General features: G+C 34.8%; 13 protein-coding genes. 2 read left to right on the plus strand and 11 right to left on the minus strand.

Annotated features, from left to right (window positions below):
• Positions 1-51 precede the first annotated feature (51 nt).
• From BUR19_RS13295 to BUR19_RS13310, 4 genes are all read right to left on the minus strand, one after another.
• Positions 52-477 (minus strand): hypothetical protein, encoded by a 426-nt coding sequence (locus BUR19_RS13295; RefSeq protein ID WP_074235941.1) that lies wholly within the window; start codon positions 475-477, stop codon positions 52-54.
• Between the two features lie 105 nt (positions 478-582).
• Complete coding sequence (locus BUR19_RS13300; protein WP_245799096.1) at positions 583-2,637, minus strand: prolyl oligopeptidase family serine peptidase; 2,055 nt, start codon at positions 2,635-2,637, stop codon at positions 583-585.
• A gap of 347 nt (positions 2,638-2,984) precedes the next feature.
• Positions 2,985-3,626, minus strand: coding sequence for a hypothetical protein (locus tag BUR19_RS13305; protein WP_074235943.1), 642 nt, complete (start codon positions 3,624-3,626; stop codon positions 2,985-2,987).
• A gap of 267 nt (positions 3,627-3,893) precedes the next feature.
• Complete coding sequence (locus BUR19_RS13310) at positions 3,894-6,125, minus strand: TonB-dependent receptor (protein WP_074236491.1); 2,232 nt, start codon at positions 6,123-6,125, stop codon at positions 3,894-3,896.
• A gap of 269 nt (positions 6,126-6,394) precedes the next feature.
• On the opposite strand from BUR19_RS13310, the gene BUR19_RS13315 reads away from it, so the two are divergent.
• Positions 6,395-6,895 (plus strand): superoxide dismutase family protein, encoded by a 501-nt coding sequence (locus BUR19_RS13315; protein WP_074235944.1) that lies wholly within the window; start codon positions 6,395-6,397, stop codon positions 6,893-6,895.
• A gap of 88 nt (positions 6,896-6,983) precedes the next feature.
• On the opposite strand, the gene BUR19_RS13320 is transcribed toward BUR19_RS13315, so the two are convergent.
• From BUR19_RS13320 to rpiB, 5 genes are all read right to left on the minus strand, one after another.
• Positions 6,984-7,352, minus strand: a complete 369-nt coding sequence (locus BUR19_RS13320; protein ID WP_074235945.1) for a YraN family protein — start codon at positions 7,350-7,352, stop codon at positions 6,984-6,986.
• Positions 7,353-7,358: 6 nt separating this feature from the next.
• Positions 7,359-8,297 carry a S66 peptidase family protein gene (locus BUR19_RS13325; protein WP_074236492.1) on the minus strand — a complete coding sequence of 313 codons (939 nt, stop codon included), beginning with the start codon at positions 8,295-8,297 and terminating at the stop codon, positions 7,359-7,361.
• A gap of 226 nt (positions 8,298-8,523) precedes the next feature.
• A complete protein-coding gene (locus BUR19_RS13330) occupies positions 8,524-9,201 on the minus strand; it encodes a LysE family translocator (RefSeq protein WP_074235946.1) in 678 nt (225 codons plus the stop codon).
• Positions 9,202-9,407: 206 nt separating this feature from the next.
• Positions 9,408-11,558 carry a ribonuclease R gene (rnr, locus tag BUR19_RS13335; protein WP_074235947.1) on the minus strand — a complete coding sequence of 717 codons (2,151 nt, stop codon included), beginning with the start codon at positions 11,556-11,558 and terminating at the stop codon, positions 9,408-9,410.
• 217 nt (positions 11,559-11,775) lie between these two features.
• Positions 11,776-12,207 carry a ribose 5-phosphate isomerase B gene (gene rpiB, locus BUR19_RS13340; RefSeq protein ID WP_074235948.1) on the minus strand — a complete coding sequence of 144 codons (432 nt, stop codon included), beginning with the start codon at positions 12,205-12,207 and terminating at the stop codon, positions 11,776-11,778.
• A 681-nt stretch (positions 12,208-12,888) separates the two neighbouring features.
• Between rpiB and BUR19_RS13345 the strand changes: the two genes are divergently transcribed.
• Positions 12,889-14,079 (plus strand): phosphoglycerate kinase, encoded by a 1,191-nt coding sequence (locus BUR19_RS13345; RefSeq protein ID WP_074235949.1) that lies wholly within the window; start codon positions 12,889-12,891, stop codon positions 14,077-14,079.
• 222 nt (positions 14,080-14,301) lie between these two features.
• Here the strand turns inward: BUR19_RS13345 and BUR19_RS13350 are convergent, their stop codons facing one another.
• Both BUR19_RS13350 and mnmG read right to left on the minus strand, forming a co-directional pair.
• Entirely contained in the window at positions 14,302-15,123 is an 822-nt protein-coding gene (locus tag BUR19_RS13350; protein ID WP_074235950.1) for a class I SAM-dependent methyltransferase, read from the minus strand.
• Positions 15,124-15,207: 84 nt separating this feature from the next.
• A complete protein-coding gene (mnmG, locus tag BUR19_RS13355) occupies positions 15,208-17,070 on the minus strand; it encodes a tRNA uridine-5-carboxymethylaminomethyl(34) synthesis enzyme MnmG (RefSeq protein WP_074235951.1) in 1,863 nt (620 codons plus the stop codon).
• Positions 17,071-17,127 lie beyond the last annotated feature (57 nt).

Genomic DNA, 17,127 nt, shown 5'->3' on the forward strand with positions numbered 1-17,127 from the left:
CTTTTTTATGAAAAAGGCTGCCTCACTTTTGAGACAGCCTCGTTTATTTTTTTATTTTATTCTTGCGAGATGCATCACCTGATTATCCTGAGAAATCAGAAGCGAATCGCCTTTGGTTTCAGCCGAAATCGTATTTCTTTCATAGAATTCTCCCTCTGAAGTTTTCTTTTTGAAATCCAAAACAAATTTGTTATTATTAGCTTCCAAAGTAATGGTTTTTGATTTCCCATTATCGGTAAAAGTCGCCTTTGCTCGGCTTCCGTCAACAGCTTTGTAAGGAACCGAATATTCCTGTACTTTCTTACCGTCCACAGTTTTTTCCATAGAAGTAGTTGTTACACTATCGATTTTACCATTCTCATCAGTAACAGTTGTTTCTGTGGAATAAGATTCGGAAGTCATTTTAGTATCATTTTTTTTGCAGGAAACTAATGCTATAGCAACTGCAAAGCCAGAAATTAAAGTGTTTTTTTTCATAGTTATAAAGGTTTTAAATGAGTGATTTTTTTTGTATCAAATTGTTGTCCAAAAACAAAAAATCCCGAAACTAATTTCGGGATTTTTATCATAATAATTGCTATTTTACTTTTTTAGGGATTTGATTCCCATTTCGAACAATGCAAAACTCAAAAGATCAGCATTTTCACCAATTACTTGTTCTGTAGAACGGCCTGCGCCGTGACCTGCATTCTTCTCGATTCTTAACAAAATTGGATTGTTACAAGATTGTTTTTCCTGCAACTCAGCGCCGAACTTAAAAGAATGTGCCGGCACCACTCTGTCATCGTGATCACTTGTGATAATCATTGTGGATGGATAGCAGGTTCCTGCTTTCACTTGATGAACCGGAGAATAAGACTTCAGATATTCGAACATTTCTTTGCTGTCTTCTGCTGTTCCATAATCATAAGACCAACCAGCCCCTGCCGTGAATTTGTTATACCTCAACATATCCAAAACCCCAACACCTGGGAAAGCTACTTTTGCCAAATCTGGTCTGATGGTCATCGTAGCACCAACCAGAAGTCCACCGTTGGAACGGCCGGAAAGCGCCATATATTCCTTCGTAGTATAACCTTTCGACTGTAAGTATTCTCCAGCAGCAATAAAGTCATCAAATACGTTTTTCTTTTGTTGTTTAGTTCCTGCATCGTGCCATTTTTTACCATATTCTCCACCGCCTCGGATGTTTGGAACAGCGTAGATTCCGCCATTTTCCATCCAGATGGCATTCACCACAGAGAAACTTGGCTGAAGACTGATGTTGAAACCTCCATAGGAATAAAGGATTGTTGGATTTTTCCCATCCAGCTTAGTTCCTTTTTTGTAGTTGATCATCATTGGAACTTTGGTTCCGTCTTTTGATGTGTAGAAAACCTGCTCAGAAACATAATCTTCTGGATTGAATTTCACTTTCGGTTTTTGATAGATTTCTGATTTACCAGAAGCAACATTGTATTTATAAATCGTTCCAGGTGTGATATAATTGGTAAAAGAATAGTAAATGTCTTTATCTTCTTTTTTACCTCCAAATCCGGAAACAGTTCCTTTTCCTGGCAACGTGATTTCTCTGACCAATTTTCCTGTTTTATCAAATTGCTTTACAAGGCTGATTGCATCTTTCATATATTTCCCGAAAAAATAGCCGCCAGCTTCAGAGATGCTCAATACATTTTCCGTTTCTGGGATGACATCTTTCCAGTTTTCAGGACTTGGATTTTTGATGCTCACTTTTACCAATCTCATATTCGGTGCATCTTTGTCCGTGAAGATGAACAAGTCGTCGCCTTGCGTATCTACAATATCAGCATTGATGTCAAAACCTTTGTTGATTTGGACAAAATCGCCTCCGTTTTTCAAATCTTTGATAAATAACTCATTTCCATTAGTTGCATTAGCTCCGGAAATAATCAGGAATCTTTGGTCTTCTGAAACATCAGCCGAAATATATCTTCTTGGTATTTTTTCACCACCAAAAATCAATTGGTCTTCAGACTGTTTTGTGCCGAGTTTGTGGAAATAAACTTTGTGCTTATCCGTCATTCCGGAAAGAACTGTTCCTTCTTTCGGTTTGTCGTAGCTGGAGTAATAGAAACCTTCGTCACCTTTCCAGGCAATACCACTAAATTTCACATCAAGCAACGTTTCATCAATTTGTTTCTTGGAAATCGCATCGATAATGATGATTTTGTTCCAGTCACTTCCGCCTTCTGAGATAGAATAGGCAGCAAGATTTCCTTTTTTGTTGAATGATAGATTGGAAAGTGATGTGGTTCCTTTCTCAGAAAAAGTATTGGGGTCAAGGAAAACCTCGATATTTTTGGTCTTAAGTCCGGTTCTGTAAATCACAGATTGAGCCTGCAAACCATTATTTTTGGAATAATAAGTATAATCGCCTTCTTTGAACGGTGCAGAGATTTTTTCATAATTCCAGATATCTCTCAATTGACTTTTGATGGTTTCTCTGAAAGGGATTTTGGAAAGATAATTCTGGCAGTACGCTACTTCTTCATCCACCCATTTTTTAGTCGCATCGGAATCGTTTTCCAAATCGCGATAAACATCTGCCACCTGAGTTCCGAAATAGTTATCGACTTGAGTTCCTTTTACGGCCTTGGGATAATTTGATTTTGACATAGATTGAGCTTGGACACCAACATAAAAAACAACGGCTGCTGTTGCAAAGATTGATTTTACTTTCATTTTTAATTTTTTGAATGTTTCCAAAAATAATGAAATTCTTTGGACAATTATCGAACGAGGATCAAACAAAGGATATAAAAACAGATATAGAATGGATATACAACTATCGAACAAAGGATATACAAGGGATATACAACCAACTACATTATATTAAATAAAAAATTAACTGTCTGAATATCATAAATTTACAACATTGATATTATCGCTCGGTTTAGCTGTTAGAAATCAAAAATTCCCTCGCCAAAGACGAAGGAATTTTAATGAATATGAATGTTTATATTTTATTTCTGACTAAGAAAATATTCTGCTTCTGCTTTTCCCCATTTTGGGTCAAGAGACGATTTAGATTTGTAAGTATTGAACTGCTCAATTGCTTTTTTGAACAACTCGGCGCCCTTTGTTTTGCTACCACCGAATTGCTCCGGCGTGAAATAAGCATCTTCTGCCTGCAAAACTGTAATTCTAGGATTACTCGGATCTAGTTCCTGGGCTTTAGCCAATGCTTGTTGTGCAACTGGAGCTTCGCTCATATATCTGGACATCGGGTCTGCCATCATTCTAAGTCCGCTGGTCATTTTTTTCAGGATAAAAAGCTCGGCATTGTTTGGACTGAGAGCTTCTGCCTTGGCAATATATTTCTCTGCATCGGCGGCAACTGCATCTAAACCAGATTTATCATCTCCTCGCATCAGGATTCTTCCCTTTTGGATGGTTGCAAATGCGGCATAATAATACGGCAACCATTGTGTATTTTCCTTAGTTCCGATTCTGTCAAAATCGTTGGCTAAAGCTGTGAATTCGTCTGGTGTTTTGTGATCTTCCACTTTAGCGATTTTCTCTGTCATTGCTTTTTCAAAAGCTGTTTGTGCAAATGTGATTGTACTTACAAAAAGTAATGCTGCTGTTAAGATTAGATTTTTCATTTGGATATTTTTTAATTGTTTATTTTAAATTTCTGATTCAAAGATAGAATGAGTTTTTATTCGTTGAAATTTTATTCTACCGAACTGTTATTTTTGATGTCTGAGCTGTTGATTATTTAAAATTCTCGCCGATTTAGCTGATTGGATTAGTTAAGAAATTTGCTTGATTAGCTCAATCTGCGAGATAATAAGTCCTTAAAAAATTTGACTAATATACTTTGAAAAGATATACAAAAGAATCTAAGTCTTTTATCTTTCTTCTAATCATCACAAATTATTATTAATTGCATCATTCGTTTTATCAACCCCGAAACTTACAAATACGCCTACAAAAACAAACGTGTTAACAGGCGGTCTAACAGCTGTTCTGCTATTTCCGTCTGCAGAATAATTGTATCCGTAAACATTCTTATTTCCCAAAATATTATTGATGCTCAAAACAAATACTGTAAACGATTTCGAATCTTTCTTTCCAACACTTGGAACATAATTAATACTGATATTCAGTCCGCTGTAATCTTTCAGTTTTCCTTGATGGCGAACGATATTCTCTCCATTTTCTGAAACTAAATCGTAATAAGGTCTTCCTTTCGAATAAGTGTAAGATAAATTAAATCCTGTTTTCCAGTCCATCACAAACTTCTTAGCCACTGCATTGAATGTATGTTTTGAAGCAAAATTAGGCGCTAAACTAAAAGGATAGTTTAAAAAGTCTCTTTTAGAATCCAGATAGGAATAAGTCAGCCAATAATCGATGTCTTTGAAGGTTTTCTTGTCTCTCCAGAATAATTCGATTCCTTTCGCAAAACCTTTTCCTGCATTATTGTTCGCAATCTGATAATATTGGTTATTTGCCGAAGAGACATTGTCTGCCAATGAAATGGTTTTGATCAGATTATCGTATTTTTTATAAAATGCTTCAAATCTCAAGCTTCTCCCATCCGAATTTTTCTGAATCTGAAAGATATAATGGTCTGCTCTCTGAAAATCAAAATTCTTGCTGTAAAGATATTTGCTTTCCGGATTTTGATAGAAGATTCCGTAAGCCAGAGAAGTTGTCCAGTCTTTGGAAATCCTGTAAGCTAAAGCCGCTCTTGGTGAGAAATTCCATTTACCGAGATAAGAAGAATGTTCTGTTCTTGCTCCTATTTTTGCCGTTAAATTATTAGAGAAGATCAAATCGGTTTCTGCAAAAGCAGACGTAATCAAATCATTATAATTTCTTTCGAAAGTTCCATATTTCATATTTTCATCAGCATTATTCAGTTCAAATCCTGCTCTCAAAATGCTTGCTCTATTGATTTTTCTTTCGATAACTGCTTTTGCATTGATGTAATTGGATTGGTTGTTGATTGGCGTATTAGATAGCTCAACATTATCTTTAAAAGTCACAAAATTCAAGCCGCTGGAATTGTATGTATAAGACGTTCCGATATTCAAAAGATACTTCCCGAATTTCTCTCTATAAGACAGGTTATGATACATATTCTGACCTTTCAGACTGACCATATTTTTGTCAGAATCGGGCTCCAAACTTTCTGAACCAACAGCCATTTTGTTTTCATCTACGCTTCCATAATATTTGATAAATCCTCCTTTTTTAGTTTTGATTCTGAAGTTCCCATCGAATCCGTAACCTTTCGGATATCTGTCAAAATCTGTATTGAAGTTGAACAGTTTCCCCATCAATCCGAGATTAGAATAACCGCCTGCAACGCCCCAGGAAGCTGTTTTTTCCTGATTAAGTTTCTGATAATTGGCACTAAGGAAAATCGGAGAAACGCCGAAGTCAAAAGAAGTTGTATCGGGCAAATCCACACTTTCCAAAATCAGAACTGATGACAAAGCCTGCCCATAAACTGCAGAATATCCGCCACTTGAAAACACATTGCCTTTAAACAAAGATGTGTTGAAACGGTCTCTCCCGGCAATTCCCGGAACAGAATTGGTAAAATAATTATTGACCAGATTGCCATCCATAAAGATTTTGGTTTCCGCACCCGTTCCACCACGCACAAACAAACCTTCACTCTCTCCCACTTTCTGAACGCCCGGTAGATAACCTAAAGCGGATGAAATCTGTCCGTTGGCACCAGCTGTTGTATAAACATCCAAAGGCGTCAGTAAAGCCGTCGCGCGTTTCTTGTCACTAGCTTCAATACTTCCAGCAGTAATCACCACCGCATTGATTTCACTAATTTGCTCTTTTAGATTAGCATTCATAGAAATATTTTTTCCTTCAATCTTTACAGGAAGTTCAACTTCATCATAATTTTGTCCTGAAAAAACCAAAGTTTTATCCCCAGTTTCTGTGGTAATAAAAGTGTAATTTCCACTAGCATCTGTAGTTGCTCCGTCGTAAGTATCTTTGAGTGTTACATTGATGTCTTTCAATGCTTTATTCTTATAAGTCACTTTTCCGGAAATGGTAATTTGTGACCAAATATTGATACTTAATAAAAATAATAATAGACCGATGATTTTACCTTGAGTTTTCATATGTAGTTTATTTATTGCTTTTTTAAGGTCATATGGAATCACTTATCATCATAGAAACTTGTGTTTCCAAATTATTGTGATTTCATATCTCTTAATTTTGGTTCAAAGATATTTCGGCGAATGATAATATTAAATTAATTATGACCGAATCGTAGAAATTAATAACCGAACCGTCAATGTTTCACGTAAAACATTAGGTTTATAATATTGGCTTTAAATTTGTTATATCGGAAAAATAACAATTAACTTTAAACAAATAAACTAAACATATGAAAAATTTAATACTTCTTGGTATTGCAGGACTTGCTCTAGCTTCTTGCACAACAGTTTCAAAACAATACATCGTACGTCCAAAATCTCACACGGAGACTCAAGGAACAGTAGCTTTAAAACAAAAAGGCAGTAAAGTTGAAATGGATTTGAGCGTTTTCAAACTCACACCAGGCTCGCACGCCGTTCATATCCACGAATTTGGAAACTGTAGCGCAACCGACGCATCATCTGCTGGTGGACATTGGAATCCATCAAAAGACGACCACGGAAAATGGGACACAGAACACTTCCATATGGGAGATATTGGAAATCTGGAAGCTGATAAAAACGGGCAAGCACAATTGATCTTTACTACGGATAAATGGTGCCTTGGATGTGATGACCCAATGAAAAACATCATTGGAAAAGCAATCGTAATCCACGCAGGAGTTGATGATTTCCATACGCAACCAACTGGAAATGCGGGTGGTAGAGTTGGATGTGTGGAGATAAAGTAAATTGGACTTTTTAGATAATAGACGGATAGATGATAGATTTTCATTCAAAGTCTATCATCTAGCCGCCTATATTCTTTTGAGTATATAACTATATTTCAAAACTTTGGAAAGCATCGATAATATGATGGATTTCCAAAGTTTTTTGTTTGTTTGGAAGCACCGAAATAATATCAAATCTGACTTCCTTATCAATATTATTTTCTTCGATAAAATAATTAGCTGCGGAAATTAACAATTTGATTTTCTTTTTATTAACAGCTTCCTGGGGTTCCAGAAAAGCATCTGTATTTCTGGCTTTTACTTCTACGATAATGATTTGATTTTCAAATTCTGCGATAATGTCAACTTCAGCTTTTAAGTAACGGAAATTGCGAACCAGAATCTTGTATTGATTCTTGATTAAAAAATCAACTGCTAGGTCTTCAGCTATTTTGCCAAAATCGTTGTGGTCAGCCATTGTAAATTATGATTGATGAAACTCAACAATAATTTTTTTACCAACTTTCATATTGATTTCTGAACCGATGATTAAAGGTCTGTTATCAAAAATATGACCGTTTGGAAAACCAAAAACCGTCGGGAAATCATATTTGGAAACTCTTTCAGCAATCAATTGATATGTAAATGAATCGAAGGATTCTTCATATTCTTTGTTGTCGGTTTCGCTTCCCATATTGGTCATTCCGCCAACGATTAGTCCTTTGATTTTTTTGAAAACCCCTGCCAATTCCAGACTCATAATCATTCTATCCAAAGCGTAGAAATTCTCGCCGATATCTTCTATGAATAAAATTTTATCTTTAAAGTCAAAGGAATATGGAGTTCCTAAGAGCGCATAAACCAAAGCTAGATTTCCACCAACCAATATTCCAGATGTCTCTCCTACTCTATTGTTAGCATTTGAATCAATTTTATAATTGAGTTTTTTGCCTTTCAGAATATCGAAAATCAACTCGTAACTTTCTTCTGTAACACCAAAACTTGAAGTCTTAATCGTCTGTCCGTGGATAGATGCAAAACCTTTCTTCAACAAATAGCTTTGAATCACCGTATTGTCAGAATAACCGATATACCATTTTGGATTTTTCTTGAATTCAGTCAGTTTCAAATCCTGCAAAAGATGCTGACAACCATAACCTCCTCTCGAAGCCCAGACCGCAGAAATCTCTGAGTCGTTTAAAGCCCAATTGATATCATTTATCCGCTGTTTTTCTGTTCCGGCGTATGAATAGCCGTTTTGGTATTTTGTGTAGAGATTTTCGCCTAAAATGGGTTCGTATCCTTTTAACTTGATTAATTCTAAAGTTTTTTCCAATTGTGGCATCTTAACAGAACCAGCTGGCGAAATAATGGCTATTTTGTCTCCCTTTTTTAAGGATTTTGGGAAAGTTGTATTTTGCATTTGTGTTGAATTTTGATGATTGGTTTTAAATCCTGTCATTCCGTATGAACCTCAATAGTCTAGATTCCTACGCAATGATAAAAGTATGTTTTTATATTGTCACTTATTTTATGTTGAATCTGCAGCCCGACTTGAGCGGACTCTTCGAGAGCCTCAAAGTGACAATTAGGAGCCCTTCGATAAGCTCAGGATAAACTACAAGTGGATAAAGCTGCCCCAATTTTACTTATCTTTTCTTCGGTTGTTGCTTCTCGGCTTTTTCTAATTTCTCGTCAAACTTATTGAATTTTTTGAAGCTTTGAAGGAAAATAAAAAAACTGAACAACACCAAAATACAACCAACTGCTTTCCTGATTTTGTTGGCAACACGTTGATTAAGTCTATCATGGAATTGTTTTGCTAAAAGGATCTTGGAAAGGTCAATTAACAAATAAGTTCCAATTACAATCCCAATATAAAGTATAAAATCCTGCACTTTTGGATAGGCATTTCGAACGGAAACTACTGTTACGAGCCAGAAAAGGACAACTCCGATGTTCAGTAAATTGAGTAAAAATCCGTTCAAGAATGTTTTGAAATAATTTTGGTCGATGAGTTTTTCTTCGCCTTCGATGTGCATTTTGGTTCTAGAGAGAAGCATATAAATGGCATAAATCAAAATCAAAAATGCTGAAATCCGATAAAATCCGGGATGTTTATCTATCAAACTGACCAAGTCTGCACTGGCATAATAACTGACCAGAATACAAAGAAGGTCAGCTGAAACTACGCCAATATCCAAGGCAATGGCATGTCTGGGACCTCGGGAAAAACTGGTTTCTATCAGCAGGAAAAAAATAGGTCCGATGAAGACCAAACTTAGCATTATTCCTAATCCGACAGCGTATAAAATGAGTTCTAACATTCTTAGTTTTTTGTGGAAAATCAAAATGTATCTTGTGAAAGACGAAGACAAAAATACATTTTACTTTTTAATTAATTTCATTACACAATTTAAACTTAAAATTTTTCAACCACATAGTCTCACATAGTTTTTGGATTTAAAACAGAAAAGCTAAAATAGAAATGATTCTACTTTAGCTTTATTCTATGTGTCTATTAGGTTAATATCTACTCCACAATCTTAAAATCCAATTGTTTTGCAATCAGATTCGCTTTTACCACTTTGATTTTCACCTCGTCTCCAAGCTGGAAAGTGTTTCCCGTTCTGGAACCGATAATCGCATAATTCTTAGCATCCAAAGAATAAGAATCATCCACCAAATCGCGCAGTTTTATCATTCCTTCTGCCCCATTTTCAGGAATCTCTACCCAAAAACCATATTCTGCAACACCAGAAATAACGCCTGAGAAAACTTCGCCAACGTGGTCTTCCATAAATTTGACTTGCATAAATTTGATGCTTTCTCTTTCCGCTTCAGAAGCCAATCTTTCCATTGCCGAACAATGTTTTGCCTTCTCTTCCACTTCCTCTTTATTTGGAGATTTTCCACCGTCTAAATAATGTTGTAACAATCTGTGCGCAATCAAATCCGGATAACGACGAATTGGCGATGTAAAGTGAGAATAATATTCGAAGCCAAGTCCGTAATGTCCAATTGGGTCTGTGGAATAAACAGCTTTGCTCATACTTCTCATTGCAAGCGTTTCAATCATATTTTCTTCGCCTTTTCCTTTGACATCGCTCAATAATTTATTCAAAGATTCAGCAACTTTTTGGGTATTTGCCAAGTCCATTTTGTAGCCGAAAGTTCCTACGAAATCTCGTAAAGCTGTCAATTTCGCTGGGTCTGGGTCATCGTGAATTCTGTAAATGAAAGTGTTTCCAGTTGGTTCATTTCTTTTGTTTAATGAAATAAATTCCGAAACTTTTTTATTGGCCAAAAGCATAAATTCCTCAATCAAATGATTAGAATCTTTACTGACTTTGAAATAAACGCCAATCGGTTTGCTGTTCTCATCAAGGTTGAATCTAACTTCGCTTCTGTCAAACGTAATTGCACCATTTCGGATACGTTCCGCTCTCATTATTTTGGCTAATTTATCTAGTTGAAGAATTTCCTCAACCAAGTCTCCTTCTTTGGTTTCAATTTTTTCCTGAGCTTCTTCATAAGCAAATCTTCTATCGGAATGGATAACTGTTCTACCAAACCATTGTTTATGGATTTTTGCATCTTCATCCAGTTCAAAAACGGCTGAGAATGTGAATTTATCTTCATTTGGTCGCAAAGAACAAACATCATTACTCAAAACTTCCGGAAGCATCGGTACTACTCTATCCACCATATAAACCGAAGTTGCTCTAGCGTAAGCTTCATCATCCAAAATAGTTCCCGGTTTCACATAATGCGAAACGTCCGCAATATGAACGCCAATTTCCCAAAGTCCACTTTCTAATTTTCTGATAGACAAAGCATCATCAAAATCTTTGGCATCTTTTGGGTCAATCGTAAATGTCAGAATATCACGCATATCCCAGCGTTTCGCTACTTCTTCAGCATTGATACTTCTGTCAATTTGGTCTGCGTCGTGTTCTACTTCCGGCGGGAAACTATAAGGCAAACCATATTCAGCCAAAATAGAATGGATTTCTGTTTCGTGGTCTCCAGGAGCACCAAGAACTGTTGTGATTTCACCTTCCGGATTCTTGCTTCCTGGTTTCCATTCCAACATTTTTACAATGACTTTATCGCCGTCTTCTGCTCCATTGAAATGGTTTTTGGAAATAAAAATATCGGTATTAAGTTTTTTCTTATCCAAAACTACAAAACCGAAATCTTTGTCCGCAATTTTCTGAAAAGTTCCAACAAAAACTTCTTTTGCTCTTTCCAGAACTTCTACCACCGAACCTTCCAGTTTTTTACCTTTGAAATTGTAAGTTACAATTAGGACTTTATCTCCTTGCAATGCATCTTTTACGTTTTTCTGATGGACGAAGATATCATCATTGATTCCATCAACCTTTACATAAGCATTTCCGGATTGGTTGAAATCTATAACACCTGTCAAAGTTCCTTCTATATTGAGATTGACAATATATTTACCTTTCTCGGTTTCTTTGATTTTCTGAGTTGCCAAAAGTCTGTGAAGCGCCTGAATTACAAGCTCTCTTTGTCTTGGATTTTTATAATCTATTCCTTCCGCAATCTGTTTGTAATTATAGATTTTGGATGTTTTCTTGCTCATAAAACGAAGAATTGTTCTTCCTAAATCCAGAAGTTTTTGTTCGTTTTTATGACTTATATTTTTTTTGTTTTTCATTGATTAAAATTTAAAATTCATCTTCATTTATATCCAACAACAATAATCCTAAAAGCAGGATCTAATTTTTATTAAAGATAAAATAAAATAGGGGAGTTTGGGAAACCTTTGTATTAATTTATGGTTTCGTGAGAAAGAACTTTCTCTGTGAAATGCGTTGCAAAGATACAACTTTAAAAATAAAGCCTGTAATCTTAGCAATTACAGGCTTTTATGTTTAGCAAAATGCGATTTTGTCCACTCTGTTCTGATGTCTTCCACCTTCAAAATCCGTCGTCAGGAATTTATCGACAATCTCGAATGCCAATTCTTTTGCAATGAATCTCGCAGGAATCGAAATCATATTCGCATCATTGTGTTGTCTTGCCAATGATGCAATTTCCGGCATCCAGCAAAGCGCACATCTTATTTTCTGATGTTTGTTTGCTGTAATTTGAACACCATTTCCACTTCCACAAATCAAGATTCCTAATTCGTTTTCTCCATTTTCTACAGAACTTGCTGCAGGATGTACAAAATCCGGATAATCTACAGAATCAGTAGAGTAGGTTCCAAAATCTTGAACTTCGTACTTACCTTCGAGGTATTTTTTTATTAATTCTTTGTATTCAAAACCGGCGTGGTCTGCGGCTATTGCTATCTTTTTCATTGCTATTTTATATTATTCTTTTATTTCAGTATAAAATTACTACATATTTTGTAATTGTTGGCATAGTATTTTAATATAATCATCAATAATATTTTGAATTAATTATTTAAATATCAATGATATAAAATTTATAATGATAATTAATTAAACAAAATTTATAATCATTAATAAAAAGATAATAGAATGTTAGAAATTGTTAGAAAACCTGTGGATAACTTCTGTCAAATATTTCTTTTAAAAGTTGAACAAATTTTGTAATGAAAACTACCAACTAATTTTTTAACAAAATTTTTAGAAAACTTTTATTGGAGATTCGATTCGTTTATCCGCAAGATAGTTTTGAATAAGAGAGAAAATTCAGAATTATAAACAATTGTTGATAACATTATTAATTAGTTGATTAATAGAATCTTAATTATGTTAAAAAAGTCTTAATTAATTCACATTTCCTGTGACAAAATATTCCCGATTTATTTATCCGCATACTCTCTTCTACAACAATATACTACAATCTTATTTTTTTATAAAAAGAAAAAGAAAGTTGTTTATGAATGTAAAATGGCTTTGTGGATTTTTTTTGAGAATAAAATTTTTAAAAGGAAGGAATTAGTTTTAAATTTGTGAAACAAAGAGAGGAGGATTGATTTCGAATCTCGGTAAAAACCTTAAATTATATTTTAAATGAAAACAATAAAAGATTTCGATTTTAAAAACAAAAAAGCTTTAGTAAGAGTTGATTTCAATGTTCCTCAGGATGAGAATCTTAATGTAACTGATAATACAAGAATTACTGCTGTAAAACCAACTGTAGATAAAATCTTGGCTGACGGAGGTTCTGTAATCCTAATGACTCACTTAGGTAGACCAAAAGGAGAAGTGAATGATAAATACTCTCTAAAACACGTTTTGAGCGAGGTTTCTAAGGTTCTTGGTCAGGAAGTAAAATTTGTGGAAGAATCAGTAGGAGAGAAGGCAGAAGAAGCTGCTAATGCTTTGCAGCCTGGAGAAATTTTATTATTAGAAAATCTACGTTTTCATAATGAAGAAGAAAAAGGCGATGAATCTTTTGCTGAAAGGCTTTCAAAATTAGGTGATGCTTATGTTAATGATGCATTTGGAACTGCTCACAGGGCGCACGCTTCTACAGCTGTAATTGCCAATTTCTTTCCTTCTACTAAATTTTTCGGTTTACTGATGGAAAAAGAACTGGTAGCAATTGATAAAGTTTTGAAATCTGGTGAAAAACCTGTAACTGCGATACTTGGAGGTTCTAAAGTTTCAACGAAAATCACAATTATAGAAAATATTCTTCCAGCAATTGATAACTTGATTATTGGTGGAGGAATGTCTTTCACATTCATCAAAGCACTTGGCGGAAAAATCGGACAATCTATTGTTGAAGATGATAAATTGAATCTTGCTATCGAAATTCTTGCAAAAGCAAAAGAGCATAACGTGAATGTTTATCTTCCGACTGATGTCGTGATTGCCGATGATTTCAACAACGAAGCTGAAAGAAAAGTGGCCGATATCAGAGAGATCCCTGAAGATTGGCAAGGTTTGGACGCTGGTCCAAGATCCAGAGAAATCTTCAATGATGTTCTTTTGAATTCAAGAACGATTTTGTGGAATGGTCCAATCGGTGTTTTTGAAATGCCTAATTTTGCTGCTGGAACTATAGCTTTAGGAGAAAGTATTGCTGAAGCTACAAAATTAGGAGCTTTCTCTTTAGTTGGAGGAGGAGACAGTGTTGCTTTTGTAAAACAATTCGGTTATTCTGATAAAGTGAGTTACGTTTCAACAGGAGGTGGAGCAATGTTGGAAAGTTTGGAAGGATTGGAACTGCCAGGAGTTGCTGCAATTAACAAATAGAAATTTACTTTTCCAAATAAATATTTAAAACCGACAAATTTTTGTCGGTTTTTATTTTATCTATACTTGAATAAGTTTCAGTAAAAATTTTTTAAGAGATTCTCAGCGACTTTAATTGAAAATTAAAAATGACTGAATATTTTCTAAATTTTGTATTTATTAACAATTTTTGAACAAAACGCCTGAAAATTGGCTTTCAGAATTGTATTAAAAATCGATTTTCTATTTTTTTTCGATAATATATATCAAACTTGAAAATTCGTTCGAAAAAAGCGCTTTTACGTTAGAAATCGTTCCGTGAACGACTGCTTTTAACCAAAAAAGAGGTGATTTTTTATATTTTTCACTCAACATTGAGATATAAAATGAATCAAGTAGGAGAGGTTTGATTTTTCTTAATTTCCAATCTGGATTTTTTGAAATGAGAGTTTCCATTCCGTTTTTTGAAAAATGGTAGATGTGTCTTGGAACATCATACGCTGCCCAAAATTCTTTATAATGTTTCGCATCGTAAGAAGTTGGATTAGGAACGGCAATTATTAGCAAACCTTTTTCTTTTAATTTTGAATGAAAGATATCCAGCATTTCTTTCTGATTTTCGATATGTTCGAAAACGTGCCATAATGTAACCGCATCTAAACTTTGACTTTCTATTGAATTTAAATCATTAATAATTTTTGCTTTTTGAGTTTTATTTATTGCTGCATTTCTGGCATCTGAATTGGGTTCAAACCCAAAAGTTTCGAAATCCTTCTCAATATATTTTACAAATTCACCGGCACCGCAACCATAATCTAAAACTTTAGAACCTTTTTTAATTCTATCAACAAGTATATTTTTTTTGTATTGAAGATTAAAAGACTGTAGAAATTTATATAGTTTTTCTTTCAAACTTCCTGAATCCTGATGGTGCGAAATATAATCTTCACTCTCATAATATCTGGAAATATTAGAAGGAATAGGGGAGGTTTTGAAAACACCTTTTGTTTCAGTTCCTATAATTTCAAATTCTTCTTGTGTAAGAAAATGGTCTTTAATTTTCATAAATTAATTCAAAGTTTTTAAACAAAAAGAACAATGAAAAATAACATTGTTCTTTGGAATGTTTCACGTGGAACATTTGTAATTTTATCTACCCAAATATATCAAAAGTACATTAATATCAGCTGGAGAAACGCCGCTGATTCTTCCTGCTTGTGCAATAGTTTTGGGTTTTACTTTACCCATTTTTTGTTTAGCTTCTGCAGAAAGAGAAGTGATTTTTGAATAATCAAAATCTTCCGGAATTCTGATTGTTTCTAATCTATTTAGTTTAGCAACATTTTCCTTTTCTTTCTCTATGTAACCTTTGTATTTGATATTGATTTCAGCTTGTTCTCTTATTTCATTTTCATAAGTAGAAGCTACATCTTTTATAGCTTCAATCCCTTCTAATTTTTCCAAAGTCATATTTGGACGTGTCAAGATTTGAGCAGCTCTGTAAGCTTGGTCAACAGGAGAGGATTCAATCGTTTCAAGAATGGGATTAATAATTCCTGGTTTAAGAGAAGTTTCTCTAAGGAAAGTCTCTAATTCATCACTTTTAGCAATTTTTTCTTCAACTTTTCTTAGTCTCTCTTCTTTTGCTAAACCAAGATTATAAGCCTTTTCAGTTAATCTAATATCAGCATTATCTTGTCTAAGTAGTAATCTGTATTCAGCTCTGGAAGTGAACATTCTATAAGGTTCTTCAGTTCCTTTCGTAATCAAATCATCAATTAAAACACCGATATAAGCTTCATCACGATTAAGAATAAACTCTCCTTTGTCGTGAACTTTATTATGAGCATTAATTCCGGCAATTAAACCTTGTCCGGCAGCTTCTTCATAACCCGTTGTACCATTGATTTGACCAGCGAAATAAAGGTTTTCAACCAGTTTTGTTTCTAATGTATGGTTCAATTGGGTAGGAGGGAAGTAGTCGTATTCTATGGCATAACCAGGACGGAAAACTTTGACATTTTCGAAACCTGGAATGTGTTTCATCGCTTTGATTTGAACATCTTCTGGAAGAGAAGAACTGAATCCATTCACATAAATCTCTACAGTTCTCCAACCTTCTGGTTCTACAAATAATTGATGTCTGTTTCTCTCCGCAAAACGGTTGATTTTATCCTCAATACTTGGGCAATATCTTGGGCCTAAACTCTGAATAGTTCCATTAAACATAGGGCTTCTATCAAATCCTTCACGTAAAATATCGTGCACAGTCTCGTTGGTATAAACGATATGACAGCTTAATTGTTTGGTTAACTTAGGAGTATCTAAATAACTGAATTTCTGAGGATTTTCATCGCCTTTTTGTTCTTCCATTTTAGAATAGTCAAGGCTTCTTCCATCCACACGTGGAGGTGTTCCAGTTTTCATTCTTCCAGCTTCAAAACCTAAAGAAACCAATTGTTCTGTGATTCCGAAAGCTCTTGGTTCTCCCATTCTTCCACCACCTAATTGCTTATCTCCGACGTGAATCAAACCGTTAAGGAAAGTTCCGTTCGTTAAGACAACAGATTTAGCTTTAATTTCGATTCCAAGGGAAGTTACAACACCCTCGACTTTATTATTTTCAATAATAAGGCTTTTTACCATATCCTGAAAAAAGTCAAGATTAGGCGTATTTTCTAGAGTTAAACGCCATTCTTCTGCAAACATCATTCTGTCATTCTGTGTTCTTGGAGACCACATTGCAGGGCCTTTGGAAAGATTCAGCATCTTGAACTGGATTGCAGATTTATCAGCTACAATACCGGAATAGCCGCCCATTGCATCGATTTCCCTTACAATTTGTCCTTTTGCAATACCTCCCATTGCAGGATTACAACTCATTTGTCCAATGGTTTGCATATTCATTGTGACAAGAAGGGTTTTTGAACCAAGATTAGCAGCAGCAGCAGCAGCCTCGCAACCAGCGTGACCTGCTCCAACTACAATTACGTCATATATTTCGCTTATCATATTCTATATTTTAAAGGTAATGTTTCACGTGGAACATTGACCGTAATATTGGAACTA

Source organism: Epilithonimonas zeae (genome assembly GCF_900141765.1).
GTDB classification, from domain to species: domain Bacteria; phylum Bacteroidota; class Bacteroidia; order Flavobacteriales; family Weeksellaceae; genus Epilithonimonas; species Epilithonimonas zeae.